The following is a 20,990-nucleotide window of genomic DNA, read 5'->3' as shown; positions in this document are numbered from 1 at the left end:
CAGACCCGCAGTGAGGACATCCATGCGCCAACCCGATATCGAGATTTACCTGAAAGACGCCGACGTCGATTACAAGGCCGTCGCAGACTGGCTTAGCGAAGCGTTGGGCCAATGCAGTGAATGGGTCAAGAAGGGCCAGACCTACAAGTGCAAGGCCGGCAACGTGCCCGTCACCTGGCTGCCAAAAGCCGTCGGCAAATGGAACAGCCTGTTCCTGGACAGCGACCAGACCCCGTGGGAAGACGACATCGCCTGCGCCCGCGCCGCGTTTGCCGCGCTCAACGTCGAAGTGCGTTGCGCACCAGGTACGTGGGTCGAGGAAGAAGGTGAAGAAACAGCGGATCGCTGGATGCGCATCAGCGCTGACGGTGAAGAAGAAATCACCTGGAAAACCGCGTAACAACGACACCAATCCCATGTGGGAGCGGGCTTGCTCGCGAATGCGGTGTGTCAGTCAACATCATTGCTGCCTGACACACCGCATTCGCGAGCAAGCCCGCTCCCACAGTGGTTTTTTGGTGATCTGAAGGGTGGGTTTACAGACCCACCACATCCTCAGCCTGCAATCCTTTCTCCCCCGTCACCACGCCGTATTCAACCTGCTGACCTTCAGCCAGCGAACGATGCCCTTCGCCGCGGATCGCGCGGTAATGCACGAACACGTCCACCCCGTCCTCGCGCTGAATGAAGCCGTAGCCCTTGGCGTCGTTGAACCACTTCACATTGCCGGTTTCACGTGTTGCCATCTGTTCATACTCCTTTCTTATTATTGATCGGGCTTTTCGCAGGAAAGCCTCGGGAACATTGCTTTGCACTGAGAGGTGCCACTGTCTGGCCAGTGCGGGCACGCCGAGTATATGACAGACGTGAAAACTCTCAACTCAACTTTACTTAGCCGCTTTTTTGCCGATTTTCGACGAATCCGGCACACTATCGCCCGCCCAAGCATTTGCTTGGTTTTATTCACTCACGCAGATGCCGTATGACCCGTTCCCCGTTCCGCCGTCTTGTGTTTGGCACCCTGCGCCGACTGCTCTATCTCTGGGTTCGCTCGGAGACGATCAACCAGTCGTCGTTCACCCTCAACCTCGACCGCAGTCGTCCGGTGTTCTACGTCCTGCAAAACCCTTCGCTGACCGACCTGGCCGTGGTCGACACGGAATGCAGCAAGGCTGGCCTGCCCCGTCCGGTGCTGCCCGTGTCGGTGGGCAACCTGGTGGAACCCGCCGCGTTTTTCTACCTGACGCCGGAACCCGACTGGCTCGGTCGCCAGGACAAACGCGGCGCGCCGCCCACCCTGACCCGCCTGGTCAGTGCCCTGAGCCAGAACGCCGCCGAAGACGCGCAGATCATTCCGGTCAGCGTGTTCTGGGGCCAGTCGCCCGACAGCGAATCGAGCCCGTGGAAATTGCTCTTCGCCGACAGCTGGGCCGTGACCGGGCGCCTGCGCCGCTTGCTCAGCATCATCGTGCTGGGCCGCAAGACCCGCGTGCAGTTCTCCGCGCCGATTCACCTGCGCGAGCTGATCGACCACAACAAAGGCCACGAGCGTACTGTGCGCATGGCCCAGCGGATCCTGCGCGTACACTTCCGCAACCTCAAGGCCGCGGTGATCGGCCCGGACATCTCCCACCGCCGCAACCTGGTCAAAGGCCTGCTCAACCAACCGCTGGTCAAGCAAGCGATCCTCGACGAAGCCGAACGGGAAAACATCTCCCCGGAGAAAGCCAAGGCCCAGGCCCTGCGCTACGGCAACGAGATCGCCTCTGACTACACCTACACCGCGATCCGTTTCCTGGAAGTGGTGCTGAGCTGGTTCTGGAACAAGATTTACGACGGGATCAAGGTCAACCACATCGAAGGCGTGCAGAAGGTCGCCCAGGGTCACGAAGTGATCTACGTGCCGTGCCATCGCAGCCACATCGACTACTTGCTGCTGTCCTACTTGCTGTTCCGCAATGGCCTGACCCCGCCGCACATCGCCGCCGGGATCAACCTCAACATGCCGGTGATCGGCAGCCTGTTGCGGCGTGGCGGCGCGTTCTTCATGCGCCGCACCTTCAAGGGCAACCCGCTGTACACCTCGGTGTTCAACGAATACCTGCACACCCTGTTCACCAAAGGTTTCCCGGTCGAATACTTCGTCGAAGGCGGCCGCTCGCGCACAGGGCGCATGCTGCAACCGAAAACCGGGATGCTGGCGATTACCCTGCGCAGCTTCCTGCGTTCATCGCGCATGCCCATCGTCTTCATTCCGGTGTACATCGGTTATGAGCGCGTGCTGGAAGGCCGGACCTACCTCGGCGAACTGCGCGGCGCGAGCAAGAAGAAAGAATCGATCTTCGACATCTTCAAAGTCATCGGCGCGCTCAAGCAGCGATTTGGCCAGGTAGCCGTGAACTTCGGTGAGCCGATCAAACTCGCGGAATTCCTCGACAGCGAGCAGCCCGACTGGCGTAAACAGGAACTCGGCCCACAGTTCAAACCGGCCTGGCTCAACGAAACCACCAACCGCCTCGGCGAGAAAGTCGCGCAGCATTTGAACGAAGCGGCGGCGATCAACCCGGTGAACCTGGTGGCCCTGGCGCTGCTGTCCACTACCCGTCTGGCGCTGGATGATCGCGCCATGGCGCGGGTACTGGATTTGTATCTGGCGCTGTTGCGCAAGGTCCCGTACTCGCCGCACACCACGTTGCCGGAAGGCGACGGCCGGGCGCTGATCGAACATGTGAAGGACATGGACCTGCTGTCCGAACAGAGCGATGCACTGGGCAAGATTCTGTATCTGGACGAGCAAAATGCCGTCCTGATGACCTACTACCGCAACAACGTGCTGCACATCTTCGCCCTGCCGGCGCTGCTCGCAAGTTTCTTCCAGAGCGCCTCGCGCATGAGTCGCGAACAGATCCAGCGCTACACCCGGGCGCTGTATCCGTACCTGCAATCGGAGCTGTTCATTCGTTGGACGCTGGACGAACTGGATGGCGTGATCGATCAATGGCTCGAAGCGTTCGTCGAGCAAGGCCTGCTGCGTTTCGAGAACGACGTCTACCTGCGTCCGGCGCCGAGTTCGCGGCATTTTGTGTTGCTGACGTTGTTGTCGAAGAGCATCGCCCAGACACTGCAACGCTTCTACATGACTGTGTCCCTGCTGCTCAACAGCGGCCAGAACAGCATCAGCGCCGAAGAACTGGAAGACCTGTGCACCGTCATGGCCCAGCGCCTGTCGATCCTGCACGGCCTGAACGCCCCGGAGTTCTTCGACAAGAGCCTGTTCCGGCACTTCATTCAAACCCTGCTGGACCTCGACGTGCTCAAGCGCGACGAAGCCGGCAAGTTGAGTTATCACGAACTGCTGGGTGAACTGGCGGAAGGTGCGGCCAAACGGGTGTTGCCGGCGGAGATCCGTTTGTCGATCCGTCAGGTGGCGTTGCATCGAAGTGAAGATGCAGCGGACCAGGCTTAGTTGCAGTCGGCTGTAACTTTCTGACAATGACTATAAGAACAAGGATGTTCTTATAATCTGTCAATTATGAATTAATAGAGGCCCATTCAATCCCGATATGGATATCGCGATGAGCCAATTAGATAACACCCGCAACTACATCACCCTGACGTTCAGTTTGCCGGAAGACTTTCTGCCCCCACGCGACGGTCAAGGCGAAACGTATGTAAGCGTTCAAACTGCCAACACCTCGCCTTCTGTAAAAGTTGCGCAATTGCGTGAACCGATATTGCGCAACGGATGCTGGAACTTTTCATTCCCCCACAACTATTCCGATATAAGCGTCAAATACCTTGTGACGATCAACATGACCCATAACGGAGTTCCCCTGCTGATTGACCTGGACTACTTCGTGATCGTCCACCGCGCGCCGCACCGACAGACCCTGCACCTGAGCCCGATAGGCCGTCTCTACATACAGGCGCAAGCGCCCCGAGTGGTCGACCCCGAACATGCCGTCACCGTTGCCGCTCACGAGCATGACGACACTCGCGCACTCGTCACCCAAATCCATGTCAGTGAAAAAATGGCGCAGGCGTTTTATCTGGAATACGATCCCGCCACTGTTGTGCCCGGCAAGCGCTATACCCTGACCGCCACTGAAAACGAATACCGGAATTCAATAGCGGTGTATCCGGGATCCGTTGTATTGAAGCCCTTCAGCACGATTTGAAAGAAAGGCCAATAATCTGCTTATCGCGCGCCATCTCTCTCGCTGCAATCCGTGCACGGATCGAAACCACCGAACAAGTGATCTTAGCGACCACCAAGGATCACGCCGTGCAGTTGGGTGTTGACCACCTCCGTCCTGAGGACGTTATTGTCCGCAACGTTCGTACAAAACCAGACGGTAACTTCTAAGCCCCCGGCTGAAAAAATCCGTTAAATTGTCGTTGGCGCCGGTCTTCTTCGGGCGCCAGGGACAAGGATTGAATTCATGAAAAAAAGCTCGCTTTTGGGACTGGCTGTTTTGCTCAGTGCCTGCCAGACCCTGCAACCTGCCACGAAAACCAGCCTCGATGGCGAAGTCTTCTACCTGCAACGCATCGCCCTGCCACCGAACGCCACTTTGAGCGTCAGCCTGCAGGACGTGTCCCTCGCCGATGCGCCCGCCGTTATCCTCGATGAACAAAAAGGCCCGGTCAAAAGCCAGGTGCCGCTGCCTTTTCATCTGAGTTACGATCCGGCCCAGGTCAAATCCGGCCATCGCTATTCTGTCAGCGCGCGCATCGAAGTCGACGGCAAACTGATGTTCATCACCACCGAACATCACGCCGTACAGCTTGATGGCAGCGATCCGCAGCCACTGAAAATCCGTGTCGACGCCGTCCGCTAATTCTATTTTTAACAAGGAAGCCGCCATGCTCCGCCCTACCCTTCGCTTCGCCGGCCTCTGCGCAGGCTTGATGATCTCCGCCAGCGCACTGGCGCTGTCGCTCAACGACCTGTCGCAAAAAGACGCCACCGGCGGCCTCAAGGACGCCCTGACCCAAGGCGCGCAACTGGCCGTCAAACAACTCGGCACCCCGGGCGGCTTCAGCAACAATCCGGACGTGAAAATCGAACTGCCAGGCAAACTGGGCAAAGTCGCCAGCAAAATGAAACAGTTCGGCATGGGCGATCAAGTCACTCAGCTGGAAACCAGCATGAACAAAGCGGCCGAAACCGCCGTGACCCAAGCCCAGCCGATCCTGGTGGACGCCGTGAAGAAAATGAGCGTCGATGACGCCAAAGGGATTCTCAGCGGCGGCAACGACTCGGCCACCCAGTACCTGAGCAAGACCAGCCGCGAACAGATTCGCCTCAAGTTCCTGCCAATCGTGAAACAAGCCACCGACCAGGTCGGCCTGGCCAAGCAATACAACACTTTCGCAGGTCAGGCTGCGACCCTGGGCGTGCTGGATGCCAAGAACGCCAACATCGAAAGCTACGTGACCGAGCAGGCCCTGAACGGTTTGTTCGAGATGATCGGCAAACAGGAAGAAACCATTCGCCAGAATCCGGCGGCTGCGGCGACGAGTCTGGCGAAGAAAGTGTTTGGTACGCTCTAAGCCTTAACACCGATTCTGTGGGAGTGAGCCTGCTCGCGATAGCGGTCGTCCAGTCGAAAAATTTGTTGCCTGACACGACTCCATCGCGAGCAAGCCCGCGCCTCTAACGGGTCAAGTCATCGATGCGGCACGCAAAAAGAACACCCATTCACGCCCCATCTTTCTCTTCTCAAATACATTCAATTCAACCAACCCGTTCAACGTGGCTGATGCGGTGTTGTACGAGCAATCCAGATTCTCTTTTACATTGACCGCCGTGAACTCTTTGGCCATCCCACTCTTGGCTACTTGGTAAACGGCACGCTGCTTCTCGGTCAGTCGATCGAAAAATCCGGATTCTGTCAGCCAGCGATCAAAGCGTTCCGTATACGCCAGACTTTTCCGATACGCCTCGGTAAAACCACTGACAGCTCGCAGAATCACTGAACACTGAAAGTCGATGAAGTAAGTCAGGTCCAGATCATCCGCCTCGGTATTCAAATAGGATCGCCCATATTTCACAGGCGCATTGCGCAGTAAAATACTGATCGCTATATAGCGGAATGCAGAAAAATCACTCTTGAACATGAACCAGTAAAACAGCGCCCGCGCGACCCGGCCGTTGCCGTCGCGGAAAGGATGCTCATAGCCCAGGGCAAAATGCAGCGCGATACCTTTAATCATCGGATGCAGATAGTCCGCCCGCTCGGGATCGTCGTGTGACTGGTTGATCCATTCCGACAATGTACGCAATCGCGAGACCAGCCCCAGGGCAGGTGGCGGCGTATGAACGGTGTTCCCCTCCCCGTCCTGCACGACCACATCGTCGTTGGCCCTGAATTCCCCGGGCGAATACTGTGCATCGTCAATCCCCTCGACACCGACGCAGTGCATCGCTGTTATCAGCTGGACACTCAGGGGTTCGTAGCGCCGTTCCCAGGCGAAATTCATCATCTTGTAATTGCCCACCACCATTCGCTCATCCGGTGTGCGCGGCAGCCTTTTGCGCTTGAGCATGTCCTTGGCCACCCGTGTGGTGGTTGCCGCACCTTCGAGCTGACTGCTGCTGATGGCTTCGTCTTCGATCAGGTCGTTGAGCAGATAGCTGAAATGCGCATGCTCACCGATCCGGCTGGTCATGTATTCCAGCGCAGCTGTCGTGGCCTGCCGGTCTACCGCAGAAATGGCTTTTTGCGCCAACGGGGTCAAAACGAAGTTGCCCCACTGAACGGGCTCGCCCAATGGCAGGAGACTTGAATACTGTGCGGTCCGGGCTTTCTTCACCAAGGCCCAGCACAGACTTGAATCCATTCCTGGCGCCCAGCGGTAGCGTAATTCGTGGAATGGCAGGTAACGCCCCTGATCATCCAGCGGCTTGAGCAAGGCGAGATAGTCAGCAAGGCGCTCTTTGTGGGGCGACTGCGCCAATAGATCAAACACCGGGTCCGAACGTCCCGAGTACAAGGGTGGTTTTTTCACTATTGCTGTCTCAAAAGCTCATTAAACTGAGCCTCGAGTACAGCATTCGGACCCCTCTGACTCAATATCAGAGAGATCCGAGATTGTTGTAGGAAGTCAGACCGCCTCTTTCTTGATCCTGAACCACGCCGCATACAACGCCGGCAAAAACAGCAGCGTCAGCGCCGTCGCCACGATCAACCCGCCCATAATCGCCACCGCCATCGGTCCGAAGAATACACTGCGGGACAACGGGATCATCGCCAGCACAGCCGCAAGTGCCGTCAACACGATCGGCCGGAAACGCCGCACCGTGGCTTCGATAATCGCTTGCCACGGCTTGAGCCCGGCGGCGATGTCCTGCTCGATCTGGTCCACCAGGATCACCGAGTTACGCATGATCATCCCGGACAACGCGATGGTCCCGAGCATCGCCACAAAACCGAACGGCTGGCGGAACACCATCAGGAACAGCGTCACCCCAATCAGGCCCAGCGGCGCAGTCAGGAACACCATCACCGTGCGTGAGAAGCTGCGCAATTGCAGCATCAGCAAGGTCAGCACCACCACGATGAACAGCGGCACGCCGGCCTTCACCGAGTTCTGGCCACGGGCCGAGTCTTCCACGGTGCCGCCGACATCCAGCAAGTAACCGTCCGGCAGTTCGGCGCGAATCGGGTCGAGGGTCGGCATGATTTGCTGCACCAGCGTCGCCGGCTGTTCCTTGCCGTAGATGTCGGCGCGGATCGTCACGTTCGGCAAGCGGTTGCGGTGCCAGATGATGCCTTCTTCGAAGCCGTATTCCAGCGTCGCGATCTGCGACAGCGCCACGCTGCGGCCGTTGTCGGTCGGCACCGCCAGGCTTGGCAGCAACGACAGCTCGGTGCGCTCATGCAAGGTGCCGCGCAGCAGGATCTCGATCAACTCGTTGTCTTCGCGGTACTGGCTGACGCTGGAACCGGTCAGGGAGCTTTGCAGAAACTTCGACAAGTTCGCCGTGCTTACGCCCAGGGCTCGGGCGCGGTCCTGATCGACGTTCAGGTAGACGACTTTGCTCGGCTCTTCCCAGTCCAGATGCACGTTCACCACGTGCGGGTTTTCGCGAACCTTGGCCGCCACTTTGCGGGCCAGTGCGCGGACCTCTTCGATGTGCTCACCGGTGACCCGGAACTGCACCGGATAGCCAACCGGCGGGCCATTTTCAAGACGCGTGACCCGCGAGCGCAAGGCCGGGAATTGTTCGTTGAGGGTTTCGATCAGCCAGGTGCGCAGGGTTTCGCGCTCCTCGATGGTCTTGGCCAGAACCACAAACTGGGCGAAGCTCGCGGCCGGCAGTTGCTGATCCAGCGGCAGGTAGAAACGTGGCGAACCGGTGCCAACGTAGGCCACATAATTGTCGATGCCGGCGTGATCCTTCAGCAGCGCTTCAAGGCGTTTGACCTCGTCGGCGGTGTTGCTCAGGGACGCGCCTTCAGCGAGTTTCAGATCGACCATCAACTCGAGTCGACCCGAGGCCGGGAAGAATTGTTGTGGCACAAAACGGAACAGCACGATGGAGCCGATGAACAGCACGACGGTCAGCACGATAACGGTTTTACGCCAGCGCACGCACCATTCCACCAAGCGTCTGACCCGCTGATAGAACGGCGTACCGTAAGGGTCGGGTTGACCCGCGCCATGTTTGGCGGCATGAATCTTCGCCAGATCGGGCAGGAGTTTTTCCCCCAGATACGGCACGAAAACCACCGCTGCAATCCATGAAGCCAGCAGCGCGATGGTCACCACCTGGAAGATCGAACGCGTGTATTCGCCGGTGCCTGATTGCGCGGTGGCGATTGGCAAGAAACCGGCAGCGGTGATCAGGGTGCCAGTGAGCATCGGGAACGCGGTGCTGGTCCAGGCATAACTGGCGGCCTTGATGCGGTCGAAGCCCTGCTCCATTTTGATCGCCATCATTTCCACGGCGATGATCGCGTCGTCCACCAACAGGCCCAGCGCCAAAACCAACGCGCCGAGGGAAATCTTGTGCAAGCCGATGCCGAGGTAATACATGCAGGCGAAGGTCATCGCCAGCACCAGCGGAATCGCCAGCGCTACCACCATGCCAGTGCGCACGCCGAGGGAGAAAAAGCTCACCAGCAACACAATCGCCAAGGCTTCCACCAACACCTGAACGAACTCGCCGACACCGGTTTTCACCGCCGCAGGCTGATCGGAAACCTTGCGCAGCTGCATGCCGGCCGGGAGGTTTTTCTGGATGCGGTCGAACTCGACTTCCAGCGCCTTGCCCAGCACCAGAATGTCGCCGCCGTCCTTCATCGCCACGGCCAGTCCGATGGCGTTTTCCGCCATGAAGCGCATGCGCGGTGCCGGTGGATCGTTGAAGCCGCGACGCACATCCGCCACATCGGAAATACGGAAGGTGCGATCACCGACACGGATCGGGAAGTTCTTGATCTCGTCGACGGTCTGAAAATTCCCCGAAACCCGTAGCTGCAATCGCTCACTGGTGGTTTCAAAGAACCCGGCGGTGGACACTGCGTTCTGCTCTTCCAGCGCTTGCTGCACGGCGGCCAACGGCAAACCCAGCGTGGCGAGTTTGACGTTGGAGAGTTCGATCCAGATCTTCTCGTCCTGCAACCCGAGCAGATCCACCTTGCCCACATCCTTGACCCGTTGCAGCTGGATCTGGATGCGGTCGGCGTAATCCTTGAGCACCGCGTAATCAAAACCGTCTCCGGTCAGCGCGTAGATGTTGCCGAAGGTAGTGCCGAATTCATCGTTGAAAAACGGCCCCTGAATGCCCGGCGGCAAGGTGTGCCGAATGTCGCTGACCTTTTTGCGGACCTGATACCACAGCTCCGGGATTTGCACCGAATGCATGGAGTCCCGGGCAATGAAAGTGACCTGGGATTCACCAGGACGCGAGAACGAGACGATGCGCTCGTATTCGCCGGTTTCCATCAGTTTCTTTTCAATGCGCTCGGTGACCTGGCGCGACACTTCCTGCGCCGTGGCGCCCGGCCAGTTGGTACGGATCACCATGGCTTTGAAGGTGAACGGCGGGTCTTCGCTTTGGCCGAGTTTGGTGTAGGAAAGCGCGCCGACGATAGCCAGCAAGAGCATCAGGAACAGTACGATCTGGCGATTGCGCAGCGCCCATTCGGAAAGATTGAAACCCATCGGGGATTACTCCTTGTGCGCCAGATTGACCACGCGGTTGGAGCGATCCACCGGGCGCACTTGCTGCCCTTCCAGCAGGACATGGACGCCAGCGGCCACCACCCAGTCGCTGGCATTCAGGCCTTCGAGCACCGGGACGGTTTTCTCGCCAAAGGCACCGACCCGGACCGGGGTTTTCTTCAAGGTATTGTTGGCACTGACGACCCAGACGTAGGTCGCGCCGTTTTCCGCCGTCAGTGCCGACAGCGGCACAGACAGCGGTATCACGTCAGCGGTCTGGACGAACACCCGGGCGCTCTGGCCGAGTTCGGCCGGGACCTTGCCGCCGGTGAATGAAATGCGGGCAGCGAAGGTGCGCGACTTTGGATCGGCAGAGGGTGACAGCTCACGGATGCGCCCGGCGAAACGCTGATCGGGTTGGGTCCAGAGTTCTACCGACACCGGCTGACCGACCTTGAAGCGGCCGAAGCTTTGTTCCGGCAAGCTGATCAACACTTCGCGCTCACCATCGGTGGCGAGGGTAAACACGGTTTGCCCCGCCGCTACCACTTGCCCGACTTCCACTGCGCGTTTGGCCACGACGCCATCCTGAGGCGCACGCAGCACTGCGTAGCTGGCCTGATTGGTCGACACGTTGAATTCGGCTTTGATTTGTTTAAGGCGTGCTTCACCGGATCGGTAAAGGTTTTCGGCATTGTCGTATTGCGAACGGCTGACCATCTGCCGTTCCATCAGCGTTTTGTAGCGATCACGCTCGGCGCGCACCATGCTCAGGTTGGCCTCGGCGGCGGCCACTTGGGCGCGGGTAGCTTCCAGTTGCAGGCGCACGTCCTGGGGATCAAGTTCGGCCAGAGGCTGATCGGCCTTGACCCGCTGCCCTTCTTCAACCAGTCGTCGGCTGACTTTGCCGCCAATGCGAAACGCCAGGTCTGGCTCATAACGAGCCCGCACTTCACCGGGATAGCTTTCCATTGCCTGGGCCGAAGGCTCTGGCTGCACCACCATGGCCGGGCGAACAGTGGCTTTCGGCGCCTCTTCGTGGCCACACGCAGACAATAAAAACGCCAGACCGACTGGCAACGCGAGGGGCAAGGCATAGCGGAACATGGTGAAGGACCTTTCGCTAATGGTGCTTGGAATAATTATACTGGCGAGTATGTTATTAATAGCAAACTCACCAGTCCAGTATTAAAGCGAAGAATGTCGAACAATCTTTCAGCACCCAACGGTCCGGGCCGTCCCAAGGATCTGGCCAAGCGCCAGGCCATCCTCGATGCGGCGAAAATTCTGTTTCTGAGTAATGGTTACGCCAGCACCAGCATGGATGCCGTGGCGGCTGAAGCCGGCGTGTCGAAGCTGACCGTCTACAGCCATTTCAACGACAAGGAGACGCTGTTCTCGGCCGCTGTGATGGCCAAGTGCGAAGAACAGTTGCCCACGCTGTTTTTCGAGTTGCCGGACGGCATTTCGGTAGAAACGGTGCTGCTGAACATCGCGCGTGGCTTTCATCACCTGATCAATAGCGATGAATCGGTGAACCTGCATCGGCTGATGATGGCCCTGGGCAGCCAGGACCCGAAACTCTCGCTGATCTTCTTCGAGGCCGGGCCGCAGCGCATGCTGCACGGCATGGAGCGGTTGCTGACCAAGGTTGATCAGAGCGGCGCGTTGAGCATTGATAAACCGCGCAATGCGGCCGAGCATTTCTTTTGCCTGCTCAAGGGCGCGGGGAATTTTCGCTTGCTGTATGGCTGCGGCGAGCCGGTGACCGGTGATGCGGCCGAGGAGCATGTGCGGGAAGTGGTGGAGTTGTTTATGCGGGCCTACAGGCCTGGGACAAACTGATGGGTTTTGGTTGTCTGGACTGACGCCTTCGCGGGCAAGCCTCGCTCCTACAGGGTTTAGCGCAGATCCTGTAGGAGCGAGGCTTGCCCGCGAAGGGCGCGACACGTCTTACGGCTTGAGCGCTTTCTTCGGATAAATGTCATACCGACTGGATTTCCCGTCCAGCGCATGACTCGGCTTCGGCCCCTCAATGCAAGGCGCCTTGCGCGGTCGCTTGACCACCACCCGATGGCTGGCCAGTGCCAATGCGGCTTCGAGCAATGCCGGCGCATCCGGATCATCGCCGACCAACGGCCGGAACAGGCGCATTTCCTTCTTCACCAATGCCGTTTTCTCACGATGGGGAAACATCGGGTCGAGGTAGATCACCTGCGGCGGCTCCCCTTCCCAGTTGCGCATCACCTCGATTGAATTGCCCTTGAGCAACTTCATCCGCGCCACAATCGGCGCGACATCGAAATCTTCCGCCGCACGGGCCAGTCCATCCTCCAGCAACGCCCCAATCAGCGGCTGACGCTCGATCAGGCTCATCTCGCAGCCCAGGCTCGCCAGCACGAACGCATCCTTGCCCAGCCCTGCCGTGGCATCCAGCACACGCGGACGCACGCCCTGGGCGATGCCAACCGCCTTGGCGATCATCTGCCCCGTGCCGCCGCCGAACAAACGCCGATGCGCTGCGCCACCTTCCACGAAGTCCACTCGCACCGGCCCCGGCGCGTCCGGCCCGAGTTGTTGCAGCTGCAAACCCTGTTCGCCCACCTGCAAGGCAAACTCGCCGTCATCCACTTGCAAAGGCAAGCCCAGGCGTTCGGCCCATTGCTCGGCTTGTGACTGAAACGCCGGGGCCGAGGCCTCGACATGGATGCGGCAGGCCGCAGGTTGCTCAATCATGGGAAAACACGCTCAAAAAATTAATGATCGGCAAAAACGGCCGATAACAAAACTAACGAGCATTTTGCCAGAGCTGAGCGTCGACCGAGAAAAATGTCAGGCATTCAATCCACATCCGTTGGCTACATTTCGCGTCATGGCGATTATGGCCTGCGAAACTCGCAAGCACTGAGCGGCGTCAGTCACCTGTGGCAGGATTTTTTTGCCCAGGCCCTGGCCGAACAGTCGACCGATGTGGTGCCGGCGTGCGGGACTTTCCCACCGGTTGATCTCGACAGCCCGGTCGAGCCGACCGTCGGCAGCGAGCTGCTGGCGCACATCGTCAGCCAGCGCGAATGCGATGTGAAAGAAACCGAAGTCAAGCCACCCGAGCCACTGTTCCTGCCGATCGCCGAGTTCGAAATGGACCTGGCCGACAAACCTTTCCCGCCGTTCCCGGCCGAAGAAATCGTCGCCCAGCAGAAACAACAAGACTTCGAAAGTGGCTGGGTGCGTCCGATCGTGCTCACTGCCGGCCAACCTGTTCCAGAAGCCGGCCCGGCGCCACAACCGCGTCCGCTGCGCTTGCCGATCGCTGAATTCGAAATGGACCTGCTGGACAAACCGTTCCCGCCGTTCTCCCCTGAAGAACTGGTGGAGCAACAGAAACAATTCGATTTCGATAACGGCTGGGCTCGCCCGATCGTCCTGCAGAACCTGCGCATCGCCGCCTAAGCCTAATCCTCAACCTCAGCGACACACCCACCACGGCCCGACATCGACATGAAAATGATTGCGATGGGCGGCGTTGTAATCCGGGCTCAACACCACACTGAACAAGCCACAGGCGCCATCTCGAACCTGGCGCAGAAACCGCGCGTCCTGATTATCCTTCGGCCAATCCTTGAGCACGCTGATGGCGCGACCGTCCGCCAGGCGAAAACCGGCAATGTCCAGCGCATCGGCGCTGGCATGCTGGCTTCGCCTGCCGTTTTCGCGGCCGTAGACGTTGCGGCAGGCAAAGCTGCCGAGGTGATCGACCCGGCTGACAGGCTGCCCATACACCGATTGTGCGGCGGGTTGCAGGGCATGGTACTCGAACAGGGCAAACGAAACCGCCAGGCGACAACTGGCGAGAAAGCTGCTGCTTAGCGCGACATCGCCGCCCTGCACACGCAAGGTGTTGATCAACGGACACGTCGCGCCAGGGCTGTCGGCCTGATGCGTGACGCGCAATCCGGAACTGCTCAAGGCCTGATCACACAATTGCGGATCATCGCGCAGGCGCATCAGTTTGTAGCGCGTCAGAAAGTTCGGTTCGGCCTTCACGTCCAACGGTGCCCAAGGGTTCCATTGGGGTGGCAGCGAGATCCAGCCACGCCAGACGCTCACGCCCGCCGCACCGATGATCAACAGCATCAGCAACAGCCACCACCGAAACCGCATCGTCAGCCTTTGAACAATTGATTGGCCTTCGCGTACGGCATGGACCTTGACGTGAACCCGAAGGTGCCCGACGTCTTGATCTCTTCGGCGGCGCGGAAGAACTCGCCATAGGCCGCCAGCGCCAGGGCAGAACCGACGCTGATGCGTTTGACGCCCATCTCGCTCAACTGCTCGACCGTCAATTTGAGCCCGCCAGACATCAGCACATTGACCGGTTTCGGCGCCACAGCGCGGACCACCGCCAACACGTCTTCAGCGCTGCGCAGACCCGGCGCGTACAACACGTCGGCGCCCGCCTCAGCGAACGCCTGCAACCGGCGGATGGTATCGGCCAGGTCTGGATTGCCGTGCAGAAAATTCTCGGCACGGGCGGTCAGCATGAAAGGGAAAGGCAGGCTGCGAGCCGCTGCGACGGCGGCTTCAATGCGCGCCACGGCATGTTCGAAACAGTAGATCGGCGCGTCTTCATGGCCGGTGGCATCCTCGATTGAACCACCGACAGCGCCGGCCGCTGCAGCCTGCAGGATGCTTTGTGCGCATTCGGCCGGGTCGTCTGCAAAACCGTTTTCCAGGTCCACCGCCACCGGCAAGTCGGTTGCCGCGACAATCGCCCGGACGTTCATCAGCGTGTCGTCCAGCGTCAATCCGCCATCGGGGCGGGCGTTGGAAAAGGCGTAACCGGCACTGGTGGTCGCCAGCGCCTCGAACCCCAGGCTGGCGAGCATCTTCGCCGAGCCGGCGTCCCACGGATTGGGAATGACAAAAGCGCCCTCGCGTTCGTGCAGTGCTTTGAACGCCTGGGCTCGAAGGGTTTGCGCATCCATTGGCAGGCTCCTGAAAAGGGGGACAAATCCGCCTCAGAGCAGGCCAAGTTGCTCGGCGGCGGGCTCTCTGTATAGCTCAGGCAACGGCGGCAAGCCAGGCAAACGCAGCATCAGCTTTGCGTGAAAACGTTGCGCCAGTTTCGCGGCCAGCAGGTTATCGGCGGTGTGCAGGAAGATATAGGGCGTACGGCCCTCTTCGATCCACACGGCGATTTTCTCGACCCAGGGCTCCAGGAACGGATCGTTCGCTTCAAGCTGCGGATGGCCGATGAAGCGCACCTGCGGGAATTGGGTAAACGCTGCCGGACGCGGCGGCACCCTGGGCTTTTTCGATTGGGCGTGGAGCACCGATGGATCGGTCGACGTGCAGCTGAATAGCGCTCGCGGATCGAGGCAGATGCGCTCGACGCCACGGTCCAGCAGCAGACGATTGAGCATGCGCTCGCTATCACCTTTGGCGAAGAATTCGTCATGCCGCACTTCAACGGCCAGCGGTCGCTCAAGCGCATCGATGAAACCGGCCAGTTCGGGCAGTCGGTGCGGGGTGAAGCTTTTCGACAGTTGCAGCCACAGCGGCGAAACCCGTTCACCAAGCGGTTTGAGCAATTGCAGGAAAGTTTCGGCAGCGGTCAGTTGTTCGCGCAGGTCACCGCCGTGGCTGATGTCGCCGGGAAACTTGGCGGTGAAGCGAAAGTGTTCGGGCATGGTCTCGGCCCAGCGCTGCACCGTGCTGGCAGCCGGGCTCGCGTAGAAGGTCGTGTTGCCTTCTACGGCGTTGAATACTTGGGAATAGAGATTCAGGAATTCGGAGGATTTGGCGTCTGGTGGATACAGGTAATCGCGCCAGGCGTTTTCACTCCAGGACGGGCAGCCGAGGTAGTAAGGCAGCAGCATCAGATGTACAGGTCGAGGCCCATGACATCGTTATCCCAATCGACAAAACCGGCGGTACTCAGGTAGCTGGCGAGTGCCGTGGCAACGCTTTTGCTCATGGCGCGGTGGTAAATCATGTCTTGCTGACGGGCCGGGAGGTTGCTCAGGCGTTGCGCGGAGGCTTTGGCGGCACGGGCGGCCATTTGCTCTTCGGACGGAATTTCCAGCTCGCCGTCGATATCGACGTAGTCGTCATCCGCCACCGGGCCTTTGCGGGGCTTGCGCTTGATGGGGTAGGACTGGGAGGAAACGCCGTCTATACGCATGGAGTACATGTCCGGTATCAGTAGTGGCAGTCTAGTGGCACATAACCCACTTCGCAAACCGCCGAGTGATAACTAGAACACAGAAATACGAAAAGGTTTAAAAGCGAGGGTTAGAAAGTGACGATTGGCTGCTTCTGTTAGATCGCTTTCGCGGGCAAGCCTCGCTCCTACAGGGTTTGTGTCGTTCACGCATTTTGCGATCGGCTCAAACCTGTAGGAGCGAGGCTTGCCCGCGAAGGGTTCAACTCGGTCTCGGATCAACGCGCCTTGGGCGTCGCCACTTTATCGCGCAGATAAACCGGCTGAGCCTCATCCGCCACAATCGCCTCACCGCGTTCCCAGGCAAACCGCGCCAGCGTCAGCAGGTCTTCAGCGTGCGGCAGCATGCTCGCGTCCTGCCCGCTCAGGCTGACGGCGATGCGCTCGGCATATCCCCAACCCGTGCCAGCGCCAAACCATTCACCACTGGCATCGGCCGGCAATGCAGCCACTTCCGGCGGCAACACCGCTTCATTACCGACCAGACGCATCTCGCCTGCCGTTTCGCGGTAGCAACCCCAATACACTTCATCCATCCGCGCATCGATGGCGGCCGCGACCTGGCTCACGCCGTGTTCGCGATACGCCCGTTGCGCCAGCACCGCCAGGTTGGAGACCGGCAACACCGGTCGATCCAGAGCAAACGCCAGGCCTTGCACCACGCCGATGGCGATCCGCACGCCGGTGAATGCGCCCGGCCCACGGCCGAAGGCGATGGCATCGACCGCTTGCAGGGTGGTGCCGGCATCGGCGAGCAGCTGCTGGATCATCGGCAACAGCTTCTGCGCATGCAGGCGCGGGATCACCTCGTAATGGCTCGTGACTTTGCCGTCATGCAGCAAGGCAACGGAGCAAGCTTCAGTCGCGGTGTCCAGGGCCAGCAAGGTGCTCATCGATGTTTCCGTAAGAGAGGTCAGAAAAAGTGCGCCAGTATAAACAACTACGGCCCGCAAGCGGGCCGTAGAAGATGAAGCGGATCAGTCTTTTCAGTTCAGCGCTTCAAGCACCTTGCCGGTGATCGCTTCAACCGAGCCAATGCCTTCGACGTGGCTGTACTTCGGTTTGCCCTGAGCGACGGACAGTTCCTGGTAAAACTTCACCAGAGGCTCGGTCTGGGCGTGGTAGACCGACAGGCGATGACGCACGGTTTCTTCGGTGTCGTCTTTGCGCTGTACCAGCTCTTCACCGGTGATGTCGTCTTTACCGGCAATTTTCGGCGGGTTGTAGACGATGTGGTACACGCGGCCGCTGGCCTCGTGAACACGACGGCCAGCGATACGCTGGACGATGTCTTCGTCTTTAACGTCGATTTCCAGCACGTGGTCCAGCTCGACGCCGGCTTTCACCAGGGCTTCAGCCTGGGGAATGGTGCGCGGGAAACCGTCGAACAGGAAACCGTTGGCGCAATCGGCCTGGCTGATGCGTTCCTTGACCAGATTGATGATCAGGTCATCGGAAACCAGGCCACCGCTGTCCATGACGCTCTTGGCGATCAGGCCCAGCTCGGTGCCGGCCTTGACCGCGGCACGCAGCATGTCGCCGGTGGAGATTTGCGGGATGCCGAACTTTTCGGTGATGAACTTAGCCTGAGTACCTTTACCGGCCCCGGGAGCTCCCAGCAGAATGACGCGCATCGATGTGCTCCTCAATTTTTTATATAGATAACAACGGATTCGCCTCGTGGGGCCAATCTCAAAAACAGGGTCGTGACCGCCCAAACGGTCAAAGGCTGATCAAGATACACAGCAGGCCCGGACCACACAAGCCGCCGAAAGTCGGAGAAACCCGCGCCTTGCGTGACCTTTCGACGGGGTACCCCAAGTCGCAACCCCATCATTAACTGTCGCCTGGCAGACCTTTTCCGCCCTTCGCCCGCCGGCACCCGAAGCTCGCGTCGGGTGCCTTCCCCCACGACGAAAACCTTAGCCGGTATTTCGCAAACCGGCAGCAATCCCCGCCACAGACACCAGCAGCGCCTGCTCTACCGGGCTGCCCTGCGCCACTTCCTGTTGCCGCGAACGGGCCAACAGTTCGGCCTGCAATAGATGAAGCGGGTCGAGATAGGTGTTGCGCAAGCGGATGAATTCGAGGGTGGCTGGGCTATGTGCCAGTAGCTGGGACTGACCGGTCAGCCCAAGGACCACGGCGCAGGCCTGCGACAATAGGTCGCGTAAATGCGCACCCAATGGAAGCAAATCCGGCTCGACCAGACGCTCATCGTAGGATCGGGCGATGTCGGCATCGGCTTTGGCCAACACCATTTCCAGCATATCGATGCGCGTACGGAAAAACGGCCACTGTTCGCGCATCTGCCCCAGCAGTTCGCCTTCGCCACGTTCCAGCGCCTTGCTCAGCGCGGCTTCCCAGCCGAGCCAGGCCGGCAACATCAAGCGGGTCTGGGTCCAGCCGAAGATCCATGGAATGGCGCGCAGGCTTTCGATCCCGCCGGCGCGGCGCTTGGCCGGACGGCTGCCCAACGGCAAACGGCCCAATTCCTGTTCCGGGGTGGACTGGCGGAAATACTCAACGAACTGCGGATTTTCCCGCACCACGGCGCGGTAAGCCTTGACCCCGTCGGCGGCCAATTCGTCCATCAGATGGCGCCAGGCCGGTTCCGGTGGAGGGGGCGGCAGCAAGGTCGCTTCCAGCACCGCCGCCAGGTACAGATTGAGGTTTTGCTCGGCGATGTCCGGCAGGCCGAATTTGAAACGAATCATTTCCCCCTGTTCGGTGGTGCGGAAACGTCCCGCTACAGAACCGGGTGGCTGCGACAGAATCGCCGCGTGCGCCGGACCGCCGCCGCGTCCCACGGTGCCGCCGCGACCGTGGAACAACAACAGTTCGACTTGCTGCTCGCGGCAGATATCGACCAAACGCTCCTGCGCCCGATACTGCGCCCAGGCCGCGGCGGTGGTGCCAGCGTCCTTGGCCGAGTCGGAATAGCCGATCATCACTTCCTGCGGCCCTTGCAGGCGCGAGCGATAGCCCGGCAGCAGCAACAGCTTTTCGATCACCGGGCCGGCGTTGTCGAGGTCGGCGAGGGTTTCGAACAGCGGCACCACGCGCATCGGCCGCAACACCCCGGACTCTTTGAGCAACAGTTGCACGGCAAGCACGTCGGATGCGGCGCCGGCCATGGAGATCACATAAGAGCCGAGCGAAGCTCCCGGGGCGGCGGCAATTTCGCGGCACGTCGCCAGCACTTCGGCGGTGTCGGCCGACGGTTTGAAGTACGCCGGCAGCAACGGCCGACGGTTGTTCTGTTCACGCACCAGGAAGGCGATGCGCTCTTCCTCGCTCCAGTCTTCGTAGCGACCTAACCCAAGGTAATCGGTGATTTCAGTCATCGCCGCCGTGTGGCGGGACGAGTCCTGACGTACATCGAGCCGAACCAGGAACAGGCCGAAGGTCACCGCCCGACGCAGGCAATCGAGCAACGGACCGTCCGCGATCACGCCCATGCCGCACTCGTGCAAAGACTGGTAACACAACTCCAGCGGATCCAGCAGGTCACGGTTGTTATGCAGCACATCGGCCGGCGCCGGGGTGGTGGCCGTCAACGAGGCATGCGCCCAGTTACGCGTCGCTCGCAGACGCTCACGCAATTGTTTGAGTACGGCACGATAAGGTTCGGCGCTGTCCCCGGCCTTGGCTTTGAGCGCATCGCTGGCCTGCTGCATCGACAGTTCAGCGGCGAGGTGATCGACATCGCGCACATACAAATCAGCGGCCATCCAGCGCGCCAGTAGCAACACTTCACGGGTCACGGCGGCCGTCACGTTAGGGTTGCCGTCACGGTCGCCGCCCATCCAGGAAGCAAAGCGAATCGGTGCGCCTTCCAGCGGCAGGTGCAAGCCGGTGGCGTCATGCAGGGCTTTATCGGCCTTGCGCATGTAGTTGGGGATCGCTTGCCACAGCGAATGCTCGATCACCGCAAAACCCCATTTGGCTTCATCGACCGGCGTCGGGCGCGTGCGGCGGATTTCTTCGGTGTGCCAGGCTTCGGCGATCAGGCGCTGCAACTTCGCCTGGATCTGCTCGCGCTCGGCAGAGGTCAGGTCGCGATGGTCCTGGGCGGCCAGTTGCGCGGCGATGGCGTCGTATTTCTGGATCAGCGTGCGGCGTGCGACTTCGGTCGGGTGCGCGGTGAGGACCAGTTCGATCTCCAGCCGGCCCAGTTGCCGGGCCAGTGATTCAGCGCTATGGCCTTCGGCGCGCAGGCGAGCGAGCAGTTCCGGCAGCACTCGTGCTTCAAACGGGGCGGGCTGCGACTCCTCGCGGCGGTGAATCAGCTGATATTGCTCGGCGATATTGGCCAGGTTGAGAAACTGGTTGAACGCTCGCGCCACCGGCAGCAACTCTTCTTCGCTCAACTGGTTGAGGCTGGCGCTCAGTTCAGCGTCCATCGAACCGCGACGGTCGGCTTTTGCGCCCTTGCGGATCTGCTCGATCTTGTCGAGAAAGCCGTCCCCGTACTGTTCACGAATGGTGTTGCCCAACAGCTCACCCAACAGGTGAACGTCCTCGCGCAAGCGTGCATCAATATCGGTCATCAGCAGTTCTCCAGCGAAATCCGGGTGTCTATGAATGC

The 20,990-nt window shown here is 59.9% G+C and carries 19 protein-coding genes; 7 read left to right on the top strand and 12 right to left on the bottom strand.

Annotation, left to right across the window (positions count from 1 at the left end):
• The first annotated feature begins 22 nt into the window (after positions 1 to 22).
• Positions 23 to 400, top strand: coding sequence for a hypothetical protein (locus ACA049_RS05635; RefSeq protein ID WP_128872768.1), 378 nt, complete (start codon positions 23 to 25; stop codon positions 398 to 400).
• A gap of 136 nt (positions 401 to 536) precedes the next feature.
• On the opposite strand, the gene ACA049_RS05630 is transcribed toward ACA049_RS05635, so the two are convergent.
• Positions 537 to 746, bottom strand: a complete 210-nt coding sequence (locus ACA049_RS05630) for a cold-shock protein (RefSeq protein WP_008146705.1) — start codon at positions 744 to 746, stop codon at positions 537 to 539.
• Positions 747 to 982: 236 nt separating this feature from the next.
• Between ACA049_RS05630 and plsB the strand changes: the two genes are divergently transcribed.
• The 4 genes from plsB to ACA049_RS05610 all read left to right on the top strand — a co-directional run bounded on the left by plsB (position 983) and on the right by ACA049_RS05610 (position 5,556).
• Positions 983 to 3,466, top strand: a complete 2,484-nt coding sequence (gene plsB, locus ACA049_RS05625) for a glycerol-3-phosphate 1-O-acyltransferase PlsB (protein ID WP_497333786.1) — start codon at positions 983 to 985, stop codon at positions 3,464 to 3,466.
• A gap of 109 nt (positions 3,467 to 3,575) precedes the next feature.
• Positions 3,576 to 4,178: a hypothetical protein gene (locus ACA049_RS05620; protein WP_497333784.1), complete on the top strand. Its 603-nt coding sequence runs from the start codon at positions 3,576 to 3,578 to the stop codon at positions 4,176 to 4,178.
• Positions 4,179 to 4,442: 264 nt separating this feature from the next.
• Positions 4,443 to 4,841 carry a YbaY family lipoprotein gene (locus tag ACA049_RS05615; RefSeq protein ID WP_497333782.1) on the top strand — a complete coding sequence of 133 codons (399 nt, stop codon included), beginning with the start codon at positions 4,443 to 4,445 and terminating at the stop codon, positions 4,839 to 4,841.
• A gap of 25 nt (positions 4,842 to 4,866) precedes the next feature.
• The gene (locus ACA049_RS05610; RefSeq protein WP_497333780.1) at positions 4,867 to 5,556 is read left to right on the top strand and encodes a DUF4197 domain-containing protein; all 690 of its coding nucleotides are present in this window, start codon (positions 4,867 to 4,869) and stop codon (positions 5,554 to 5,556) included.
• A gap of 111 nt (positions 5,557 to 5,667) precedes the next feature.
• Here the strand turns inward: ACA049_RS05610 and ACA049_RS05605 are convergent, their stop codons facing one another.
• From ACA049_RS05605 to ACA049_RS05595, 3 genes are all read right to left on the bottom strand, one after another.
• A complete protein-coding gene (locus tag ACA049_RS05605) occupies positions 5,668 to 7,014 on the bottom strand; it encodes a Fic family protein (RefSeq protein ID WP_497333778.1) in 1,347 nt (448 codons plus the stop codon).
• 96 nt (positions 7,015 to 7,110) lie between these two features.
• Positions 7,111 to 10,176 (bottom strand): efflux RND transporter permease subunit, encoded by a 3,066-nt coding sequence (locus ACA049_RS05600; RefSeq protein ID WP_497333776.1) that lies wholly within the window; start codon positions 10,174 to 10,176, stop codon positions 7,111 to 7,113.
• Between the two features lie 6 nt (positions 10,177 to 10,182).
• On the bottom strand, positions 10,183 to 11,283 hold the full coding sequence (locus ACA049_RS05595) for an efflux RND transporter periplasmic adaptor subunit (RefSeq protein ID WP_497333774.1): 1,101 nt from the start codon (positions 11,281 to 11,283) through the stop codon (positions 10,183 to 10,185).
• 93 nt (positions 11,284 to 11,376) lie between these two features.
• Between ACA049_RS05595 and ACA049_RS05590 the strand changes: the two genes are divergently transcribed.
• Positions 11,377 to 12,021 carry a TetR/AcrR family transcriptional regulator gene (locus tag ACA049_RS05590; protein WP_497333772.1) on the top strand — a complete coding sequence of 215 codons (645 nt, stop codon included), beginning with the start codon at positions 11,377 to 11,379 and terminating at the stop codon, positions 12,019 to 12,021.
• A gap of 108 nt (positions 12,022 to 12,129) precedes the next feature.
• On the opposite strand, the gene ACA049_RS05585 is transcribed toward ACA049_RS05590, so the two are convergent.
• The gene (locus ACA049_RS05585; RefSeq protein ID WP_497333770.1) at positions 12,130 to 12,912 is read right to left on the bottom strand and encodes a class I SAM-dependent methyltransferase; all 783 of its coding nucleotides are present in this window, start codon (positions 12,910 to 12,912) and stop codon (positions 12,130 to 12,132) included.
• 93 nt (positions 12,913 to 13,005) lie between these two features.
• Here ACA049_RS05585 and ACA049_RS05580 point away from each other — a divergent pair, with 93 nt between their 5' ends.
• Positions 13,006 to 13,626, top strand: coding sequence for an energy transducer TonB (locus tag ACA049_RS05580; RefSeq protein ID WP_497333768.1), 621 nt, complete (start codon positions 13,006 to 13,008; stop codon positions 13,624 to 13,626).
• 15 nt (positions 13,627 to 13,641) lie between these two features.
• Here the strand turns inward: ACA049_RS05580 and ACA049_RS05575 are convergent, their stop codons facing one another.
• The 7 genes from ACA049_RS05575 to ppc all read right to left on the bottom strand — a co-directional run bounded on the left by ACA049_RS05575 (position 13,642) and on the right by ppc (position 20,952).
• On the bottom strand, positions 13,642 to 14,337 hold the full coding sequence (locus tag ACA049_RS05575) for an extensin-like domain-containing protein (RefSeq protein ID WP_497333766.1): 696 nt from the start codon (positions 14,335 to 14,337) through the stop codon (positions 13,642 to 13,644).
• A 2-nt stretch (positions 14,338 to 14,339) separates the two neighbouring features.
• Positions 14,340 to 15,161, bottom strand: coding sequence for an isocitrate lyase/PEP mutase family protein (locus ACA049_RS05570; RefSeq protein WP_497333764.1), 822 nt, complete (start codon positions 15,159 to 15,161; stop codon positions 14,340 to 14,342).
• Between the two features lie 33 nt (positions 15,162 to 15,194).
• Positions 15,195 to 16,055, bottom strand: a complete 861-nt coding sequence (locus ACA049_RS05565; protein WP_497333762.1) for a DUF72 domain-containing protein — start codon at positions 16,053 to 16,055, stop codon at positions 15,195 to 15,197.
• Positions 16,055 to 16,360, bottom strand: coding sequence for a hypothetical protein (locus ACA049_RS05560; RefSeq protein ID WP_497333760.1), 306 nt, complete (start codon positions 16,358 to 16,360; stop codon positions 16,055 to 16,057). Before ACA049_RS05560 ends, ACA049_RS05565 begins: the two co-directional genes overlap by 1 nt.
• 257 nt (positions 16,361 to 16,617) lie before the next feature.
• On the bottom strand, positions 16,618 to 17,292 hold the full coding sequence (tsaB, locus tag ACA049_RS05555) for a tRNA (adenosine(37)-N6)-threonylcarbamoyltransferase complex dimerization subunit type 1 TsaB (RefSeq protein WP_497333758.1): 675 nt from the start codon (positions 17,290 to 17,292) through the stop codon (positions 16,618 to 16,620).
• 93 nt (positions 17,293 to 17,385) lie between these two features.
• Entirely contained in the window at positions 17,386 to 18,033 is a 648-nt protein-coding gene (adk, locus tag ACA049_RS05550) for an adenylate kinase (protein WP_109628179.1), read from the bottom strand.
• Positions 18,034 to 18,321: 288 nt separating this feature from the next.
• Positions 18,322 to 20,952: a phosphoenolpyruvate carboxylase gene (gene ppc, locus ACA049_RS05545; RefSeq protein WP_497333756.1), complete on the bottom strand. Its 2,631-nt coding sequence runs from the start codon at positions 20,950 to 20,952 to the stop codon at positions 18,322 to 18,324.
• Between the last annotated feature and the right edge of the window lie 38 nt (positions 20,953 to 20,990).

Source organism: Pseudomonas sp. LBUM1662, from assembly GCF_059695915.1.
Note: the sequence above shows the minus strand (reverse complement) of the source record. Positions and strands in the feature narration are given on the sequence as shown.

Coding starts and splice junctions, on each gene's coding strand:
- ACA049_RS05590 (WP_497333772.1), top strand. CDS start 11,377: ATGTCGAACAATCTTTCAGCACCCAACGGTCCGGGCCGTCCCAAGGAT.
- ACA049_RS05615 (WP_497333782.1), top strand. CDS start 4,443: ATGAAAAAAAGCTCGCTTTTGGGACTGGCTGTTTTGCTCAGTGCCTGC.
- plsB (WP_497333786.1), top strand. CDS start 983: ATGACCCGTTCCCCGTTCCGCCGTCTTGTGTTTGGCACCCTGCGCCGA.
- ACA049_RS05595 (WP_497333774.1), bottom strand. CDS start 11,283: ATGTTCCGCTATGCCTTGCCCCTCGCGTTGCCAGTCGGTCTGGCGTTT.
- ACA049_RS05600 (WP_497333776.1), bottom strand. CDS start 10,176: ATGGGTTTCAATCTTTCCGAATGGGCGCTGCGCAATCGCCAGATCGTA.
- adk (WP_109628179.1), bottom strand. CDS start 18,033: ATGCGCGTCATTCTGCTGGGAGCTCCCGGGGCCGGTAAAGGTACTCAG.
- ACA049_RS05630 (WP_008146705.1), bottom strand. CDS start 746: ATGGCAACACGTGAAACCGGCAATGTGAAGTGGTTCAACGACGCCAAG.
- ACA049_RS05560 (WP_497333760.1), bottom strand. CDS start 16,360: ATGCGTATAGACGGCGTTTCCTCCCAGTCCTACCCCATCAAGCGCAAG.
- ACA049_RS05565 (WP_497333762.1), bottom strand. CDS start 16,055: ATGCTGCTGCCTTACTACCTCGGCTGCCCGTCCTGGAGTGAAAACGCC.
- ACA049_RS05635 (WP_128872768.1), top strand. CDS start 23: ATGCGCCAACCCGATATCGAGATTTACCTGAAAGACGCCGACGTCGAT.
- ACA049_RS05575 (WP_497333766.1), bottom strand. CDS start 14,337: ATGCGGTTTCGGTGGTGGCTGTTGCTGATGCTGTTGATCATCGGTGCG.
- ppc (WP_497333756.1), bottom strand. CDS start 20,952: ATGACCGATATTGATGCACGCTTGCGCGAGGACGTTCACCTGTTGGGT.
- ACA049_RS05580 (WP_497333768.1), top strand. CDS start 13,006: ATGTCAGGCATTCAATCCACATCCGTTGGCTACATTTCGCGTCATGGC.
- ACA049_RS05610 (WP_497333780.1), top strand. CDS start 4,867: ATGCTCCGCCCTACCCTTCGCTTCGCCGGCCTCTGCGCAGGCTTGATG.
- tsaB (WP_497333758.1), bottom strand. CDS start 17,292: ATGAGCACCTTGCTGGCCCTGGACACCGCGACTGAAGCTTGCTCCGTT.
- ACA049_RS05585 (WP_497333770.1), bottom strand. CDS start 12,912: ATGATTGAGCAACCTGCGGCCTGCCGCATCCATGTCGAGGCCTCGGCC.
- ACA049_RS05620 (WP_497333784.1), top strand. CDS start 3,576: ATGAGCCAATTAGATAACACCCGCAACTACATCACCCTGACGTTCAGT.
- ACA049_RS05570 (WP_497333764.1), bottom strand. CDS start 15,161: ATGGATGCGCAAACCCTTCGAGCCCAGGCGTTCAAAGCACTGCACGAA.